Source organism: Chryseobacterium sp. GW823-FHT05E08, assembly GCF_058795655.1.
This window is the reverse complement of the sequence record NZ_JBXAHY010000002.1, coordinates 136,298-155,149: the sequence shown is the minus strand read 5'-3', so window position 1 is coordinate 155,149 and position 18,852 is coordinate 136,298. Positions and strand designations below refer to the sequence as shown.

The following is an 18,852-nucleotide window of genomic DNA, read 5'->3' as shown; positions in this document are numbered from 1 at the left end:
TGCTTTGAAAATGCGCGACATATTATATTGTTCTAAAATGCACAATACCTATGCCATTTGTTTTTTGCTAAAAAATACGGTCAAAATTTCCTTTTTTGAATAAATAAAATTTTAAAAACTAAAATAAAGAACTAGGATTTCCGTAATTTCTTAAAAATGTGTATTTTCGCAAACTGATAAAAAACTATAATTTATAAAATGGCAATTTTAGGACAGATTAGGAGTAAGCCTTGGCTTTTGATGGGAGTAATTGCACTGGCGCTTTTGGCGTTCCTGGTGAATCCCGATAGTATTGATAAGGTTTTTGGTAAAAATCCTGATGTTTTAGGAAAAGTAAATGGTGAAAAAATTACCCGTGAGGAGTATAATGATCAGCTTTTCGTTCTACAACAGCAGGCTGAGCAGCAAAATCAACCGAAAAATGGTCTTGAAGAACAGGCTTGGCAGTTATTGGTGCAATCCAAACTGATTAAGCAGCAATTCGAGAAAATGGGGTTTGAAATGACGGAAGATTACTTCTGGAATCAGATCCAGTATGATCAAATGTTTGCTCAACAAAAACAGTTCTTTGACGAAAAAGGAAACTTTAAGACTCAGGAGCTTAAAAAACAGATCGAAGAAATGAAGGCTTCAAGTCCGGAAGGTTACAACCAGTGGTTGAAAACCAGAAAATCTGTTGAATACAGACTAATGGCGAGACAGGTCTTTGCAAATATTTCTACAGGTGTTACAACAGGTAAGAAAGAAGCGGAAGAATTAATGAGACAAAGAGATCAGTTAGCTGATATCGATTTTGTGAAAGTTGATTACACTGCTTATCTTCAAAAAACTAAAATCAACGTTAAGACTGAAGATCTTGCGAACTATATTAAGCAACACCCTGTGATGTTTAAAACAGAAGCGAGCAGAAATATCGGTGTAGTTTATTTCCCTTCTCAGCCAAGTGCAGCTGATGATGCAGCAGCTCAGAAAGAGATCACGAAATTGTTCTCTGGAGGTACTGATGCAAGTGGAGGAAAAGAAAACTTCCAGAATACAACAAACGATTCTATGTTTGTAACGGCTAATTCTGATATGCCTTTTAACAATCAGTATTTAAAGCCAAACCAATTGCCACAAGCTATGCAAGCGCAGATTGCTACTGCAGCGGTTGGACAGATTTTTGGACCTTACAAAGAGCAAAACTTCTATGTAGTTTCTAAATTAGTTGGTAAAAAGACTTCGGATTCTACATTGTCTAGACATATTCTTATTGCATTCAAAGGAAGTCCTGCAGGAGAAGGCGTTACAAGGTCTAAAGAACAAGCTAAGAAATTAGCAGATTCTATCGGAGCTATCGTAAAAGCAACTCCGGCTAAATTCACTGAATTTCTTAAGTTATCTAACGATCCAAACTCTGCTGCTCAAGGTGGTAGCCTAGGATGGACAACTCCTGAAACTCCTTTTGTTCCTGAATTCTTGACGTATTTGGCGAACAATCCTAAAGGTGCAACTGGTGTTGTAGAAACTCAATTCGGATATCATATCATCAATATTGAAGATAAGAAAGCGGGATCAATGGGTTATAAAGTAGCTAACTTAGTGAAAGCTATCAAGCCTTCTGATGCTACTGAAGCTGATACAGATAAGAAAGCAAGAAGATTTATCCAACAAGTTCAAGGGAAATCTTTCAACGATTTTGTAAATATTGCTAAAAAATCAAACTATCAATTCTCAAATCCTAAACAGGCTAAGAGATTTGACGGACAGATTCAAGGTCTAGGAACAGACAAAGATGCTGAAATCCTAGGTTGGGCTTTTGATAAGAAAAGAGAGAAAGGTGATACAGAATTCTTTACTGTAGAAGGAACGGGAGATAAAATTATAGTTTACCTAAACGGAAAACAAGAAAAAGGTCTTGCAGATCCTGAATCTGTAAGAGATCAAATTGAAACAATCGTTAAAAATAAATTAGCTGCAAAACAAATTTCTGATAAAATTGCTGCTGCTAAAGCGACAAGTTTAGATCAAATTGCTAAATTATTTGCAACCACAAAACAATCTGCACAGGTTAATTTATTAAACCCATCAGTTGCAGGTTCTATGGAGCCTAAAGTAGCTGGTGCTGCATTTGGTGTTGCAAAAGGTAAAGTTTCTAATCCGGTTGAAGGTGGAACGGGAGTTTATGTTTTAATCAAAAAGAACGAAACGACTAACAAACAACCTGGAGATCTTAAGCAGTTCACAGAGTCTGTTACTCAGAGAAACTCAGGAATGTTCGGTCAGGCTTGGTTAAAGAGCTTACAAGACAATTCTGATATCGATGACTACAGAATCGAGATCTGGAATAAAGTAGGAGCTCAACAACAATAAGAAATTTAATTTCATTCATATAAAATGCGGCAAAGTTTTTGCCGCATTTTTTGTATTTAACGCAGAGCAATAAAAGAAAACATTAATTTAAAATGTGTTATATTTGCTCATAGAAAAAATTTAGCAAGTGAAGTTCAGTAAAGAATTAAAAGCTGGTGTAATAGCAATTTTAGCCATTGTTGGCTTTGTGATATTATTCCAATTTATGAAAGGCAGAAGCCTTTTTACTACCGATAATATATTTTACGCAAAATATGATAACGTTGAGGGATTAGCACAATCTTCCCCTGTTTCGATCAATGGATTGAAAGTTGGGCAGGTTGACAAAATTGTTCCTCAAAGAACAAAAGATGGAAAGATTCATTTTATCGTAAAAGTTACTGTTGATAATAATTTTGAATTCTCAAAACAATCAACTCTTGAAATTTTTGAACCTGGATTAATGTCTGGTAAAGAAATGAGAGTTAATTTGTCGTATGGTGGAGCCTCTGCAAAAGATGGCGATACTTTACAGGGAGCCTTCAAATTGGGTACTTTGGGAAGTCTTTCTTCTCAGGTAGGGCCTGTTAAAGATCAATTACAAACTGTTTTATACAGAGTAGACTCTTTAATGTCTAGTGCCAACCAGGTTGTCAACGCACAAAACAGAGAAGAGATCAGATTATTGCTTGCGAATCTTAACAAAACTGTTGGAGCGTTACAAACTACGGCAGGAAGTGTAAATACTTTGGTTGGTAATAATGATCCGAAACTTCAAAAAGTATTGGATGACGCAAGTGTAACCATGCAGACAGGTAAAGTGACTTTAGATAAATACGGAAACTTAGCAGAAAGCATTGATACTAAAAAATTGAATGCGACTATTGCCAATCTAGATGCTACTGTTGGTAAACTAAATGATGTTGTTGCGGGAATCAATAATGGACAAGGAAGTTTAGGGAAACTGATGAAGGATGAGCAGCTTTACAACAATCTGAACTCAGCATCTACCAACCTGAACTCGTTAATTGAAGATATGAAAGCCAATCCTAAGAGATACATTAATTTCTCAGTTTTTGGTAAGAACAATAAAGACTAATATACCTTATGCAATATATCGATAATATTATTTTTCTGATTTTATTAGTTGCAGGGTTTGGACTATTTGCAAAAAGTCTGCAAAAGATATATAGAAATATCAGACTAGGAAGAGAGATCAACCGAAGTGATAATAAACCGGAACGCTGGGAAACCATGGCACGAGTTGCGATGGGACAAAGCAAAATGTCAGCACGTCCTGTTGCAGGAATTTTACACCTTTTCGTGTACGTTGGTTTTGTTATCATTAATATTGAATTAATAGAAATCATCGTTGACGGAATTTTCGGGACACATAGATTCTTAGCAACAATTTTTGGAGATACTTTTTACGGTTTCTTTACCGCAACATTAGAAATTTTAGCCCTTTTAGTGGTAATCGGAGTTGTTACTTTCTTTATTCGTAGAAATTTTTACGGAGTGAAAAGACTAACGATGAAAGAACTTTTCGGATGGCCAAAGAATGATGCCAACTGGATTTTGATCATTGAATTTGCCTTGATGATGGCTTTCTTTAAAATGAATGCCTCAGATCTTATTCTACAAACAAGAGGTGTGGAAGGGTTTCATCATCTTGGATCTTTCCCGATCAGTGAAATGATTTTTGTTCCGTTTTTGGAAATTTTCAGTTTCGACAACGGATTTTTGATATTCACAGAAAAGGCAGCTTGGTGGTTTCACTTTGTGGGAATCCTTTTCTTCATGAATTATCTTTACTATTCAAAGCATTTACACATAATTTTAGCATTCCCAAGTACTTGGTTTGCCAATTTAGATAAGAAAGGAAAATTCAACAATTTAGATTCTGTAACTAAAGAAATTAAATTGATGATGGATCCAAATGCAGATCCTTACGCTGCTCCGGCAGAAGGTGCGGAAGCTGATGTTCCGTCTAAATTTGGTGCTGAAGATATTTTTGATTTAAATCAGGTTCAGTTATTAAATGCATATTCTTGTACAGAATGCGGAAGGTGTACTTCTGTTTGTCCTGCAAATATTACAGGTAAAAAACTTTCTCCGAGATTGATCTTGATGAAAACAAGAGACAGATTGGAAGAAGTCGGAAGAAATATCGATAAAAATGGATCATTCGTTGATGATGGTAAAAAGTTGCTGAATGATTATGTTACTAAAGAAGAACTTTGGGCATGTACTACTTGTAACGCTTGTACAGAAGCCTGTCCTATATTGTTAGATCCGCTTTCTATCATTTTTGAAATGAGAAGATTCTTGGTAATGGAACAGTCCGCTGCTCCACAGGAATTAAATCTAATGATGACGAATGTGGAAAACAACGCTGCACCTTGGCAATACAATCAGGCTGACCGTTTGAATTGGGCGAATGATTAAATTTCAGGTTAAAAATTTTAGATCAATAAATAATTGAACTTTAAAATTTTAAATACACTTTACATTAATATAAAATACATTTTACAATAAATGGATTTACATATAAAAACAATGGCAGAATACGCTGCCGAAGGAAAATCACCTGAAGTTTTATTTTGGGTTGGCTGTGCAGGAAGTTTTGACGACCGTGCAAAAAAAATTACGAAAGCATTTTGCAAAATACTTAATAAAATAGGTGTTGAATTTGCTGTTCTCGGACAGGAAGAAAGCTGTACTGGAGACCCTGCAAAACGTGCCGGAAACGAATTCGTTTTCCAGATGATGGCTTTAACGAATATTGAAGTTCTGAATGCTTATGATGTAAAAAAAATCGTAACGGCTTGTCCACACTGTTTCAATACACTTAAAAACGAATATCCGAGCTTAGGAGGGAATTTTGAAGTGATACATCATACTCAATTCCTTAGAAAGCTAATGGAAGAAGGTAGATTGAAAATTGAAGGTGGAGCTTTCAGAGGTAAGAAAATCACTTTCCACGATCCTTGTTATTTAGGAAGAGCAAATAACGAGTACGAAGCTCCAAGAATGTTGCTTGAAAAGTTAGATGCCGAGCTTGTGGAAATGAAGCGTTGCAAGACAAATGGTCTATGTTGTGGAGCAGGAGGTGCACAGATGTTTAAAGAGCCTGAAAAAGGCAAAAAGGACATTAATATCGAAAGAACAGAGGAAGCTCTAGCTTTGGAACCTAAAGTAATTGCTACAGGTTGCCCATTCTGTAACACAATGATGACGGATGGAGTAAAGCACTTTAACAAGAATGAAGAAGTTGTTGTGAAAGATATTGTTGAGCTTTTGGCTGAAGCGGAAGATTTATAAGAAAATAATTATTTTATATAGTATTAAAACTCAGGAGTGATCTTGAGTTTTTTGTTTTTAATTCAAAATGGAGTACTTTATTAATAATATGAAGGTGTATGTGAAATTTTTTTATTGATTTTTTTAACGAAAGAGATTTTATTTTTATTGATATCTTACCTAAATAGAATGATGTGTAACATGTTGAATTAAAATATTTTAAAAATAAATCCTTATTTGTGGAAAATAATATTAGCTTTGCAAAAATATTTAAAAAACACAATTATGAAAAAATCATTATTGATTGGGATTATTTTAGTTACCAATTTATTACTTTCTCAACAGGCAACATATACTATGACAAGTGATGTTCCTATTTCAATGACTTCTATAGGAACGGACACGTATAATAATACTATTTTTTATCATAATTTAGATAGAGGCTTGACAATTGATCTGGCTAAAAAAACAAATGATATTGCTGCAACCCCTATTGATTTTAATATTAATGCAAGAGGTGGGCTCAATCCTTTTCTTACGATAAAAGGAAATACTGGAGATATGGGAATAGGTACTAATGATCCTCAGCATAAACTAGATGTTGTTGGAAATGCTCAATTTCAAGATATAATAAGTGGAGGAACAAATGCTTGGATGTTCCATACACCTGATGATGGAAGAAAAACATTATATATTGCTTATAGAAGTCCTCAAGGTTGGGATTGGGGTAAATCTTTTCTTATTAATGGGGAAAGTGGAGATGCAGCTATTCAAGGAAAATTAGAGGCTAAAGAAGTTAAGGTTACTTCAACACCTACAGCAGATTTTGTATTTGCCGACGATTATAAGTTACCAAAATTAGAAGACGTTGAAAAGCATATTAAGGAAAGAAAACATCTTCCAGAGATAGCATCAGCAAAACAAATGGAAAAGGAGGGGGTAAATATAGGTGAATTCCAGATTAAATTGTTGCAAAAGATTGAAGAGCTTACTTTGTACTCTATTGAACAGAATAAACAACTTCAGGAAGATAGAAAGAATTTAAAATCTCAATCCGAAGAAATTAAAGAATTAAAAAAACTGGTTCAACAATTTCTTTCTACAAAATAACACAAATACTAAAAATGAAAACAAAATTACTTTCTATAATTTCATTGTTTATAGGCTTCTTAGGTTTTTCTCAAACCGAAGTTTATTTTAAATATGATGAAGCAGGAAACCAACGATATAGAGGGCCGAATGTTAATGGTAAAAACACGGAGGAGTCGAAAAAAGCAGAATCTAAAGTAATACCTTTGGTTCAATCTCAAACAGTAATTGATGAAAAAGCTTTCTTGAAGCAGATTAGGTTATATCCTGTTCCTGTCAATGATTTTCTTACAATAGATTGGACTGAAGAGGTAGATAGTTTAATTGAATCTGTTTCTCTTTACCAACATAGTACAGTTCACTGGAAATTCCAGCAACAAAATATTCCAAACCTTAACAGACAATTGAAGATTAATATGTCTGGCTACGAGTGGGGAGTGTATGTTGTACGCTTTACCTTAAAAGACGGAAGAATTTTCAGTAAGAACATTACAAAACGATAGGATTCATTCCTATTTATAATTCATTAATTTAAGCACAAAGAATATGAAAATTTTCTATTCATTCATTATATCTTGTATCTCAGTATTAGGATATTCACAAACGATATTATATCAATCCGAAAGTACTTCGAGAACTGTTCAGGATCCACAGAGTGTAATTTTAACCCAAGGATTTCATGCTAAGTCGGATGTATCTAATCCTTTTATTGCTAAAATAGGACCTTCGACAGAAAATCCGGGTGGTGGGCCTATAGATTCCGGAGCTGGTATAGGTAACCCATCTGGGACTACAGTACCGCAGGGAAAATATTTTCATGATACCAAAGGAAGTATAGAGGTTACTGGAGCAGGGCAATTACAGTTTACTTTACCGCTCTCTCTCTACCGTTAGGAGTTAAAAATGTTGCACCTAATATTAGTTTAATTTATTTAAGCAATTCTGGAAATGGAATTGCAGGTTATAGTTGGGCGCTTTCAGGAGTAACGACGATTTCAAGAACGGGCAAAGTTATTGAGAAAGATGGAGAGCTAAACGGGATAAAGCTAGATTATTCAGATTATTATAGTTTTAATGGACAAAGGTTAATTTTAAAGTCTGGTGAATATGGTAAAGACGGAGCTGAATATGTAACTGAAAAATATTCTAATGTTAAAATTAAATCTGTTGGTGCAACTACAGGTCAGCTATGGCAAGGTCCTGAATATTGGCAGGTTACTTTTGAAGACGGTTCTCAGGCTTGGTATGGAGGTGTAGCTTCTGGAAACAGTACTTCTAGAACTCCTTTAGAATATAATATTGTTAAATGGAAAGATGGCCAAGGGAACCATATTAACTATAATTATACACAGACAGCTTCTAGTAATATTGCTGTAATATCAAGCATAGAATGGGGTGGAAATGAAGTATTAGGTAAGGCACATTATAATAGTATTGTTTTCAATTATAATACTATTACGACAAGGAGCTTAAAAGAAGTTTCTTATGTGAATGGAGTTGCTATGCTTCAGGATAAATTATTGAATGATATAGTTATAAAAACTAATGGAAATCAATTTAAAAGATATGGCATTGAATATAGCAGTAATGGAACAAGCTATCAATTTGCTAATAAAATTACAGAATATAATTCGGAAGATAAGCCAACTACTCCAGTTACATTTACATATCCAAATCTAGTTTCATCAGAAGTAGATTATTCAGGTGTTTTACCTTATAATAGCGATTCTTTTGATGATATAAAGTTTACAGGGGATTTTAATGGAGATTCTTATCTAGATTTCGTTATGAATAATGGTCTTGTTAAGCTTGGTGCTTTTAATGATTCTTTTACAGAAGTTTCTACCAATAAAACTTTTAATGCTGAAGCTAAAATTGTCAATACTTTATTAGACGAAGAGGGGCAAGTATATAATGGAAATGGAATTGTTCAATATGAAGATGGTAAAATTGTAGGATATATTTTTAGAAATAATACTTTTGTAAAAGTCTTTGAAAAATTACTTCCAGAAACATGTACATCATGTACACATCAGGTTAACATGATGAATGAGGGAGATATAAATGGTGATGGAATATCTGATATATTTCTTGCGACAACGAGTGGAGGGTTTTCATATAAATATATTATAGACCTAAAAAATTCAAATAATCCTGTTTCTACTTATTCTACTAATTTTGGTTTTAATGAAAGTGCATACACAAATCAAAAATATTTGGATATTGATGGCGACGGAAAGATAGAAATTATCGATGTCTCAAATACAGCTTATACCGTATTTGAATTTATAAAAACATCACCTACTCAATATTTGAAAAAGATCAAATATTCGAGTAACTTGGCAGAAACAAAAGATCCTGATTTCCCGATATTATTTGGAGACTTCAATGGAGATGGAAATTTAGATTTTACAATTCCCACTACAGCTAGTCAGGATGCAGATAATTGGAGATTTTATATTGGAACAGAAAATGGATTTCAAAATACCTTAAAACAAAATTTTCTTAAATATAGAAATCCATCTCAACCAGCAAATTTATCATTGTTTGATCATCATTTTTATTCTATTTCGGATATTAATAAAGATGGAAAGTCTGATATTGTTTTCATCTATTCTAAGAATAAAGTTGGAGCTATAGATAATAGTGGAAATGCAATGTGGAGAAGTGTGCAGTATGAGGTTAAAACACTTCAAGGAAATGGAGGCACAGATTTTATATCGGGTTTAAGCAGTACAAGTCCTTCTTATTTAGTACCAGGAGCAGATTATGGGTTATTTCAACCATTAACAAACCCTATTAAATCTAACAATAATTACTACGATATTTTTGTATTTAAGAAAACAAGAGTACATAAATACAAAGCTCAAACTTCTTTGTCTGAATTATCAAGAATAAGTTCAATAACTCAAGGGGAAATTACTACTTCAGTTAACTATTTGGAAGTAATAGCTAATAATGCAGCTCAACCTAATTTTTATCAAAAAGTAAAAAAAGAAATTTATCCTTATTTTTCTTTAAGCAGGGTTGATCAATCTTTTGCAGTATCACAGCTTCTACAGGCAGGCAGAAAACAAGATTTTAGATATAGAGGAATGACAGGGCATTTGCAAGGTAAAGGAGTAATTGGTTATCTTCAATTGGCTCGCTCTTCATGGTATGCTGATGGCTTTGAAAACACTAAGATTTGGTCGGGAGCTGAAATTGATCCCGTTAACGATGGTATTCCGGTAAAAGAATGGTCAATTAGGACCAATGATGAATCTAAAATTTTTCCAACAGATATTTCTGAGAACAATACACAGCTTTTGAGCTTTAAATCGACTAATTATCAGATTGATAGATTATTGAATGGACAGGTGGTTACTACAGTTGCAGATACAGATAGAGCAAAGATTATTACAGTAACGCTTCCAAAAAACACCAGAACCAAAGATTTTTTAACAGGAGCACTTATAACAGGGGATATTACCTATGGAAGATACTATCTTCCTACACAAAGTATATCTAATGTTAACAATGGATATGCCATAACTACTTCAACATTTGGATATATTCATAATCCTATAGGTATAGGCTCGGATTATTATATTGGTCGTCCGAATACTAAAAGTGATGTAATACAAGCATATGGTGATACTAAATCTGCCAAAGAAGAATATTCTTATGACAATAATTTATTAAAGACTTTAAAAACATGGAACAGGGATAATACGGGGTACTTAGAAGAAACTTATGATTATGACGGATTCGGAAATATAATCCAGAAAACGATCAGTAACAATCTTGATTCCCAAACCCAAAATACAGCAGCCGAATATGATACGAAAGGAAGGTTTGTCATTAAAAAAACAGATAATTTAGGACTACAAACCAATATAACGTATAATGATTCGGGACAAATGTTAACCCAAACGGATCTTTTAGGGAATATTCTTATCAATACTTATGATGCATGGGGTAAGCTCATGACATCTAAAACTAATTTAGGAGGAACTGCGACTTACACCTATGAAAAAGATATTAACACTAATATCATTATCACACAGTATGATCCTGATGGGGATGTGTCAAAAAAATACACCAACAAATTAGGACAGAATTATAAAACATCTACTAAATCCTTCGGACAAGGACAATTTGTATCTCAGGAAGTTCAATATGATATTTTAGGAAGGAAAACGAAAGAGAGTGAACATTATTTTGAAGGTGGAAACGTAAGCAAATGGAATGTTATAGCCTATAATGACACTTTTTACCCAGCAAAGATTACAGCAACCGCATTAGCATCATTGAATAGTACAGGAGAAATATCTTCATTCCTTGGCAAACAAATAGAAACTGTTGTTTCTGGAAATACTACTTCTGTAAGAGAAATTAACGGATATGCAAGGATAAATAGTAAAACTACTGATGCAATAGGGAATGTAACTTCAACAAGCGATAAAGGAGGGACAATTCAATTTACGTATAATGCAGCGGGAGAACAAATAAAGGCGCAATACGCCGAAAATATTGTCACTACAAAATATGACTCTTGGGGTAGGAAGTCTGAGTTTAATGATCCTTCTAATGGATTATACAAATATGAGTATGACGGATTCGGACAAGCTAAGAAAATTATCAGCCCGAAAGGAACCAAGGAATACACTTATAATAACCTGGGTCAGCTTATTTCTCATACAGAAATCTCCACGACAGATGGAGGGCAGGCAACTAATAAAACAATTTCTTATTCATATGACAATAAAGGAAGGGTAATTTCAAAAGGCGGAACTTCTAAAGGGAAATTGTATAGTTCAACCGTGATTTATGATCCTCAAGGAAGAGTATTGTCTTCGTCAGAAAGTAGTAATGGAAAATATTTTATTCAAAAAGGTATTACCTATGATGATAAAGCAAGGGTGATTTCATATGAAAAACAATTGTATTCTTCAGGTACACTTACCAAAGTACAGGTAGAAAATATATACAGTGCATGGAATGGTGAATTATATCAGGTAAAAGATAAAGGTACGGGAAAAGTTCTATGGGAGCTTCAAGAAGTTAATACAAAAGGTAAAGTACTTCATGCCAAATTAGGTGCAGCTAATGTTACTAATGCTTATGATGATAGTGGTTTCTTAACTAGCGTTAATCATTCTTCTCAGGTGAAGCCAAGCATTTTGCAGCTTACTTATAATTTTGACGGAATTAAAAATGAATTAAAAAGTAGAGTGACTGGGGGTGATTTTAATATTTCAGAACTTTTCGATTATGATGATAATAACAGACTGATAAGTTGGACAGACCCTGTAACCGGTTCTAAGCCGCTAAACCGAAACGTTTACGATGTTAAAGGAAGAATCATGGAAAATGATCAGGTGGGAACTATGAAATATGAAAATTCTACCAAGATCTACCAACCTACAGGAATGACACTAAATGCTGCAGGAACTCAGAACTATAATAATGATCTCATTCAAAGCATTGCTTATAATGAAAATAATGATCCTGTTTTTATTGATGGAGAAAAAGGAGATGTTGCTTTTCAATACGGCTTAACCAGTATGAGACAAAGGGTAACTTACGGAGGGAATTTTAATATCGATGGAGATGGCAAATTCACTAAATTTTATAGTGAAGACGGTAGCTTTGAAATTGTAAAAGATAATACTACAGGGAAAGAAAAACATATTTTGTATATCGGAGGAACTCCTTATGAAAGCAATGTGATTTATCTTAAAAATTATGATGAAGCCAATGGATCTTATAAATTTTTACATAAAGATTATATAGGAAGTATTTTAGCAATCAGCGATGAAGCCGGAAATAAACTAGAACAAAGACATTTTGATGCATGGGGTAATTTTACACACCTTCAAATAGGAAATGGACAAATTATTACAGATAAAAATATAATTGAAACTACTTCGTTATTAGTAGAGAGAGGATACACAAGTCATGAGCATTTTGCGGAAGTTAGCATCATCCACATGAACGGAAGATTGTATGATCCGCTGTTAAGAAGATTCTTAAATGCTGATGAAAATATACAGGATCCTACCAATACCCAGAATTACAATAAATATGGGTATGTGATGAATAACCCGCTGATGTTTAATGACCCGAGTGGGGAGTTTCTTTTCTTTCTTGCACCGGTTATAGGATGGTTGGTAGCAAATGCAGCTGTAATTGGAACAGGGGCATTGATAGGAACATTAATAAGTGTTGGAATGTATACTCTTCAGGCAACATTGAATAACAATTGGTCATTAGGAGGTTTTGGAAAAGCCATTTTAATGGGAGCTGTTACCGGTGCCGTCTCAGCAGGTGCAGGACAAATATTTAGTGCTGCCGGTTTTTGGGCAACAGTTGGTAATGGAGCAATAGCAGGTGGTGCATCGGGTGGTGTCGCTGCATTAATTAATGGGGATAATTTTTTGAAAGGACTGGTTACAGGAGCGGTGATTGGTGGTGCTGTTGCGGGGGTAAGTTTTACAATAAACTATTATGTGAAGGGCTATAATAAATCAAAATTTACAACAACAGATGATATACAAGTGAATACTGATTCTACTGTAGAACCGGATCTGCTAGCAATGAATAAAAATATTAAAGATGCTAGAACTACTTTACCAGATGTTGATACATTTAAGATTGAGAGTGAAGGTATTGGATTAAGTAATTCTAAAGGACTTATGATGAACGATAATGGGAATTTCAATGTTTTAGGGAGAACAGATTTTCATTTTGGTTCAGGAAAATCAAGTATTTTATATTCTACAAAAGCGGCTTCAAATCTAAAGCTATTAGGAAGGATTATGTCACATGAAACATCTCATGCTTGGTCTTATGCAATAGGTTTGCCAAATATGGATATAGGAGTAGATAGCAGATTTGATAATGCTTTAGATAGTATTGAACATCTTGCGATTAGGAACCTTGAACACATATATGCGCAAAAGAATGGAATATTAGAATTTGGAAATCTTGTTCCAAAAGATATGATTAAATTTCAAATTAATGCACTAAATCCTTCTCAAAAGATGCTCTACAATTTTTTATATAATAAATTTTCACCTATTTTTAATGTAACATATAAATTTCCTTAAAATGAAATGCTTTTTGAATTTATTGTTTGTCTTAGTATTTATTAGTTGTACCACAATTAATAAATATAGTCCGGACTTTGTATTTACGTCAAATTATTATGAAAAAAAAAAAAATAATCAAAGTGAATTTTTTTATGATAGTGAAACTGGAATTTTTAGAAATAATAGGCCTGAAAAAATAATGGTTAAATTAGATAATAAAGAGAAACAAGAGATTTATAATTTTTACAAAAAACTTGAATTAAAAAGCAATTCCTGTTGGATTCAATTTGATGACAAAACGAGCTCTAGATCTAATTTCATTTTAAAAGTTCCAAATTTTAAAATGAATAGTTGCGATAGTATAAATAAAGAAGAGGTTGATAAGCATATTAGTCTATATGTCAAAATTCGGAAAATTTTAAAATCAAAAAAAGAGTATCAAAAGGCTTTTCCTGAAGAGTTTGAAGTTTATTAATAAAATTATTATAACCATAGGATTTTTTGTGTAATAGTTATGAAGTTGTTATTATGAAAATTATACTCATACTACTTTTGATTTCAGGTAACTTACTATCTTCCCAAAATATCGAATTTAAATATCGTGTTGAGGTATGTTATGAATCAAAATTATTAGAAGAATATATATATGATAGTAAATCGAGTATTTATGAAGAGGTGAATTATGATAGAAATAGCTTTATTGACACTACAAATATTTATAAAGAAAGTTTTAAAGCATATATTCCCTTGGATTCTATTCAAAGAAAAAAAATTATTTCTAAGTTTTACAATTTGAAGATTAATAAAAATATTCTTTTTGATGCTAATTTTCAACAAACTGATTATCGTAAAACTTCATTATTCTTTTATAAAGATGGGAAATTAATAAATAATGATAATGAATACTTGATACAAAAAAATAATGTAGGAAATTTCACGAATCTAGTCGATGAAATATTATCATTTATAAAATTAAGTGCAGAATATAAAAAAGTTTTCTACTGGTATGGTGAGAAACGTTAAATGTAATAAATACAAATAACGGTTATATTGAACAAATAAACATATAACAGGGATCCTTATGATTGTCCTCCACTGTACAAATTTTGTTGTTTTTAACCATCACATAGAAAGAACCGTTAAAATATTATAACGGTTCTTTTATATGCCATAAAAATAAAATGAACATTTAAGAAAATACGAATCAACAAAAGAAATCCTTGAGTTTTTTGTTTTTAATTCAAAATTGTATCTTGCAAAAACATAGAAAACCAATATGAGAAGTATTCTGGCTTCATTTTTAGATTTATTTTAAGCTTTAATTTTTTCAGGCAGAAATATTTTGCATTCCATAAATATATTTTTAAGCCTTATCATCTTTTTCGAAATGTAAAAAAGACAATCGTTTATAGAGATTATATTAAACTCAATATTAATCTTGATGATTGGATTCAACAACAAATTTACTTCTTGGGAGAATATGAAAAAGATGAAATTGATTATTTATATAAAACGTTAAAAGAAGGCGATACATTTGTTGATATTGGAGGAAATATTGGCTTATTTTCACTTAATGCATCTAAAATTGTTAGAGAAAAAGGCAATATTTATTCATTTGAAGCTTTTCTACCGAATTATGAGCAATTTAAAAATCATATTAAAATAAATGACTTTAAAAATATTACTTTAGAGCATCTGGCAATTTCTGATCAGAAGGGATTTATCGAGATTCTTTATAACGAAACTTATGATAATGTTGGAATGGCATCTTCTTACCTTCAGGAATACACTTCAAAAGAAAAAGTTGAAAGTGTTAGCCTAGATGATTATGTAAGAGAAAATGGAATTTCGCATATAGATTTAATTAAAATAGACATCGAAGGTGCCGAATATTCTGCTTTAAAAGGAATGGAAAAGGTATTAACCGACATCAGACCGAAAATCATAATAGAAATAAACAATATCGCCCTCAAAAGCTCCAACCGCAGCGAAAAAGAATTAATCCAATTACTTACAGAAAAAGGCTACACCAAAATAAAAATACTCAGCCAAAACGAAAATTCTTATAATGCTGTTTTTAAGTTTATTTAATAATTCAGATATATTGCAATAAGTCACAACTCTTAGTAATTGAAGAAAAAATCGTAATTTTATACTTTAAAAATCATCTAAAATGAAGATTGAAGAATCAAGTATCGTAGAAGCTAACGACTACAGAGTCATTATATATCCTGCATCAAGACCTTTCACAACGAAGGAAGCAAAGACAGTTACTGAAAAATTGTATGATTTTCTGGCAACTTGGGCTGCACATGGGAAACCGCTTTCATCATCTTTTAAGATCGAGAAAAATCAGTTTATCGTGGTTTGTGTGGATGAAGAGAAGGAAATGGCTTCCGGATGTAGTATCGATGCGCTAGGCAAGATCATGAGAGAGATTGATGAAGAATATCAATTAGGTTTATTCGACAGAATGAAGGCGAGTTTCGTAGAAAATGGTGAAATTAAAACCTTAAAATTGATCGATTTTAAAACAAAATTGAGAAACGGAGAATTATCAAGAGACATCGAGGTTTTCGATTTTTCAAAAAACACGTATCTTGATTTCCTAGGCCATTTTCTTTTACCAATCGATAAAAGCTGGGCTGCTTCTATAAAATAATCTCCCTTGAAAATACTTTTTATTTCCTCATGGTTTCCGAACAAACTGGAGCCTACAAACGGTAATTTTGTGCAGCGCCATGCGGAAGCGACTGCATTGTTACATGATGTGGAAATATTACATACAATTGGAGATATCAGCCAAAAAGAGGAATTTATTTTTGATGATAAAATAATAAATGGAATTAGAACATTGATTATTTATTACAAAAATTCCAACAATCCGGCTCTGAATTTTTTCAGGAGAATGAAATCCTACAAAATGGGATTTGCCAAGATGCAAAAGCCAGACTTAGTTCATGCCAGCGTTCTTCATAACAATATGCTTTTTGCAGTGTATTTGAAGAAAAAATATAAAATTCCATTTGTTGTTACAGAGCATTGGACAGCTTTACAGGAGCAAAATCTTGACAAAACTTCCAATAATATTAAACGAATTGCCAAATTTATCGCTAAAAATGCGGGTTATATTTTGCCGGTAAGTTATAATTTAAAAGATAGCTTAAAGCAATTAGGAATTACGACTCCAATGAAAATAATTTCAAATGTTGTTGATACTGAGCTTTTTACTGTTAAACCTAAAACTGAGCAATCAGAAATCAAATTTCTTCATGTATCAAGCTTAATTCCTCGTAAAAGACCGAAAGATATCATTAATGCTGTCAATTTATTACATCAAAATGGATTTCAAGTCAGTTTGGAAATTGGGGGCGACGGTGAGACAAAATCTTTGATTAGTTTGGTTAAGGATTTACGTGCTGAAAATTATATAAAAGTTTTTGATGCAATAAGTTACGCCGAGGTTGCCGGAAAAATGCAGAACTCAGATTATTTCATTCTATTCAGTGAAAATGAGACTCAAGGTTGTGTAATTTTGGAATCTTATGCGTGTGGAAAACCTGTAATCTCAACAAAAGTTGGCGGTGCTGCAGAATTTATTATTGATGGTCTGGGAGTAGGAATTGAAAAAAACAATACAGATCAGCTTTATAATGTTTTAGAAAAAATCTGTAAAAAGGAATATTCTTTTAAAAATGAAGCTAAAATCAGACAATTCTGTGTAAACGGCTATTCAAGAGAGTCAATTGCAAAACAATTTACAGAAATCTATAATGAAGTTATTGCTAAAAACAAACTATCGTGAAAAGTCTGAAAGATTTTTTAAGAAGTTTTTTTAATAATAGTGGACATTACGTTTTCTTATCTTTTCTGATAGCCAAAATCTGTGGTTTCATCGGTTCTTTATTGATTATCAGATTACTTCCTGAAAATGAATTCGGAGTATTGAGTATCGTTCTATCGGTTTTGACGATTTTTTTACCATTTACAGGTTTTGGAAGCGGTCAGAGTTTAATGAGATTCGGTTCTATTTCTTCTGATGAAGACGAAAAACTCAAAATATCATCTTATTTTTTTTTCAAAGGAATTTTATTTGAAATTATATTAATTATCCTGTTTTTGGGAGCTTCAATATTTTATTTCAATAAGTATGAAGATATTTTGATCATTTTTATTTTTTGTGCAATAAGGCTTGGAGGATATTATTTTGTCAATCATATTCAGGCTTTTTACCGAATTACAGGGAAAAATCAAACGTTTGCAAGAATTAATAATGTTGTCAATATTGGAGGATTATTATTAATTTTTATCTGTACCTACTTTTTTAAATTCTACGGATATCTTATTGCGATTGCGATAACACCATATTTAGCTTTGTTATGGCTTAAAAAAGATATTTATTTATCCCGAAAATTTATCCCGGAGAATTATAAAGAAATGTGGCGTTATGGAGCATTTACCGCTGCAACCTCACTTATTTCTGAGACGTTGTTTTCTTTAGACATTCTGCTGCTTGGATTTTTAATGAACGAAACTGCCGTTGCCAATTACAGAGTGGCGATTTTAATACCTTCAAATATTACATTTTTAGCGGTAAGCTTTTTACAGAGCGATTTTCCGATACTTTCAAAAAATTATAAGAATAAGGAATTTCTCCGTTCATATATTGTCAATTTTCACAAAATATTTTTACCGATTTGTGCCGGAATATTTGTTTTCTTTTTCTTTTTTGATGAATATATTTTGCAGTTTTTTTTCGGAAAAACCTATGTTGAGAACGGAACATTGTTAATGATCTTATTGATAGGTTTTAATGTTGGAATGTTGACCAGAAATCTTTACGGAAATTTATTGCCTGCAGTCGGAAAAATAGAAATCAATACATGGATTAGCATTGCTTCACTTCTTATTTTATACGGGATATCATCTCTTTTAATTCCGACATATGGAGTTGTTGGGATGGGAATTGCGATGACTTCTACCTTACTTATTTCAGGATTTTCTTACATGGTTTTTTTCTTATTATACCTGCGGAAACTTTCTTAATTATAAA

14 protein-coding genes and 1 pseudogene are annotated in these 18,852 nt (G+C 32.5%); all 15 read left to right on the top strand.

What is annotated here, in order from left to right; all coding sequences use genetic code 11:
- Positions 1–198: 198 nt before the first annotated feature.
- The 15 genes and pseudogenes from AC1Q7L_RS06610 to AC1Q7L_RS06540 all read left to right on the top strand — a co-directional run bounded on the left by AC1Q7L_RS06610 (position 199) and on the right by AC1Q7L_RS06540 (position 18,845).
- Positions 199–2,352 (top strand): peptidylprolyl isomerase, encoded by a 2,154-nt coding sequence (locus AC1Q7L_RS06610; RefSeq protein ID WP_410692011.1) that lies wholly within the window; start codon positions 199–201, stop codon positions 2,350–2,352.
- 127 nt (positions 2,353–2,479) lie between these two features.
- Positions 2,480–3,430: an MlaD family protein gene (locus AC1Q7L_RS06605; protein WP_066754391.1), complete on the top strand. Its 951-nt coding sequence runs from the start codon at positions 2,480–2,482 to the stop codon at positions 3,428–3,430.
- An 8-nt stretch (positions 3,431–3,438) separates the two neighbouring features.
- Positions 3,439–4,779 carry a 4Fe-4S dicluster domain-containing protein gene (locus AC1Q7L_RS06600; RefSeq protein ID WP_410692012.1) on the top strand — a complete coding sequence of 447 codons (1,341 nt, stop codon included), beginning with the start codon at positions 3,439–3,441 and terminating at the stop codon, positions 4,777–4,779.
- Positions 4,780–4,869: 90 nt separating this feature from the next.
- Positions 4,870–5,655 carry a (Fe-S)-binding protein gene (locus AC1Q7L_RS06595; RefSeq protein WP_492304796.1) on the top strand — a complete coding sequence of 262 codons (786 nt, stop codon included), beginning with the start codon at positions 4,870–4,872 and terminating at the stop codon, positions 5,653–5,655.
- A gap of 264 nt (positions 5,656–5,919) precedes the next feature.
- Positions 5,920–6,744, top strand: coding sequence for a hypothetical protein (locus AC1Q7L_RS06590; RefSeq protein WP_492304795.1), 825 nt, complete (start codon positions 5,920–5,922; stop codon positions 6,742–6,744).
- 14 nt (positions 6,745–6,758) lie between these two features.
- On the top strand, positions 6,759–7,226 hold the full coding sequence (locus AC1Q7L_RS06585; protein ID WP_492304794.1) for a T9SS type A sorting domain-containing protein: 468 nt from the start codon (positions 6,759–6,761) through the stop codon (positions 7,224–7,226).
- 43 nt (positions 7,227–7,269) lie between these two features.
- The gene (locus AC1Q7L_RS06580; RefSeq protein ID WP_492304793.1) at positions 7,270–7,617 is read left to right on the top strand and encodes a hypothetical protein; all 348 of its coding nucleotides are present in this window, start codon (positions 7,270–7,272) and stop codon (positions 7,615–7,617) included.
- Positions 7,581–8,165 (top strand): annotated as a pseudogene (locus AC1Q7L_RS06575) (SpvB/TcaC N-terminal domain-containing protein); the annotation flags it as partial. The gene AC1Q7L_RS06580 and the pseudogene AC1Q7L_RS06575, both read left to right, overlap by 37 nt.
- Before the next feature lie 45 nt (positions 8,166–8,210).
- On the top strand, positions 8,211–13,817 hold the full coding sequence (locus AC1Q7L_RS06570; RefSeq protein ID WP_492304792.1) for an RHS repeat domain-containing protein: 5,607 nt from the start codon (positions 8,211–8,213) through the stop codon (positions 13,815–13,817).
- Position 13,818: 1 nt separating this feature from the next.
- Positions 13,819–14,274 (top strand): hypothetical protein, encoded by a 456-nt coding sequence (locus tag AC1Q7L_RS06565; RefSeq protein ID WP_492304791.1) that lies wholly within the window; start codon positions 13,819–13,821, stop codon positions 14,272–14,274.
- A 53-nt stretch (positions 14,275–14,327) separates the two neighbouring features.
- Positions 14,328–14,822 carry a hypothetical protein gene (locus AC1Q7L_RS06560; RefSeq protein ID WP_492304790.1) on the top strand — a complete coding sequence of 165 codons (495 nt, stop codon included), beginning with the start codon at positions 14,328–14,330 and terminating at the stop codon, positions 14,820–14,822.
- A gap of 447 nt (positions 14,823–15,269) precedes the next feature.
- Positions 15,270–15,890 (top strand): FkbM family methyltransferase, encoded by a 621-nt coding sequence (locus tag AC1Q7L_RS06555; RefSeq protein ID WP_492304789.1) that lies wholly within the window; start codon positions 15,270–15,272, stop codon positions 15,888–15,890.
- Between the two features lie 82 nt (positions 15,891–15,972).
- A complete protein-coding gene (locus AC1Q7L_RS06550; RefSeq protein WP_410692017.1) occupies positions 15,973–16,461 on the top strand; it encodes a hypothetical protein in 489 nt (162 codons plus the stop codon).
- A 6-nt stretch (positions 16,462–16,467) separates the two neighbouring features.
- On the top strand, positions 16,468–17,604 hold the full coding sequence (locus AC1Q7L_RS06545) for a glycosyltransferase family 4 protein (RefSeq protein WP_492304788.1): 1,137 nt from the start codon (positions 16,468–16,470) through the stop codon (positions 17,602–17,604).
- Positions 17,601–18,845 carry an oligosaccharide flippase family protein gene (locus tag AC1Q7L_RS06540; protein WP_492304787.1) on the top strand — a complete coding sequence of 415 codons (1,245 nt, stop codon included), beginning with the start codon at positions 17,601–17,603 and terminating at the stop codon, positions 18,843–18,845. The genes AC1Q7L_RS06545 and AC1Q7L_RS06540 overlap by 4 nt, the downstream gene beginning before the upstream one ends.
- The last annotated feature ends 7 nt before the right edge of the window (positions 18,846–18,852 follow it).

Coding starts and splice junctions, on each gene's coding strand:
- AC1Q7L_RS06610 (WP_410692011.1), top strand. CDS start 199: ATGGCAATTTTAGGACAGATTAGGAGTAAGCCTTGGCTTTTGATGGGA.
- AC1Q7L_RS06600 (WP_410692012.1), top strand. CDS start 3,439: ATGCAATATATCGATAATATTATTTTTCTGATTTTATTAGTTGCAGGG.
- AC1Q7L_RS06595 (WP_492304796.1), top strand. CDS start 4,870: ATGGATTTACATATAAAAACAATGGCAGAATACGCTGCCGAAGGAAAA.
- AC1Q7L_RS06590 (WP_492304795.1), top strand. CDS start 5,920: ATGAAAAAATCATTATTGATTGGGATTATTTTAGTTACCAATTTATTA.
- AC1Q7L_RS06585 (WP_492304794.1), top strand. CDS start 6,759: ATGAAAACAAAATTACTTTCTATAATTTCATTGTTTATAGGCTTCTTA.
- AC1Q7L_RS06580 (WP_492304793.1), top strand. CDS start 7,270: ATGAAAATTTTCTATTCATTCATTATATCTTGTATCTCAGTATTAGGA.
- AC1Q7L_RS06565 (WP_492304791.1), top strand. CDS start 13,819: ATGAAATGCTTTTTGAATTTATTGTTTGTCTTAGTATTTATTAGTTGT.
- AC1Q7L_RS06560 (WP_492304790.1), top strand. CDS start 14,328: ATGAAAATTATACTCATACTACTTTTGATTTCAGGTAACTTACTATCT.
- AC1Q7L_RS06550 (WP_410692017.1), top strand. CDS start 15,973: ATGAAGATTGAAGAATCAAGTATCGTAGAAGCTAACGACTACAGAGTC.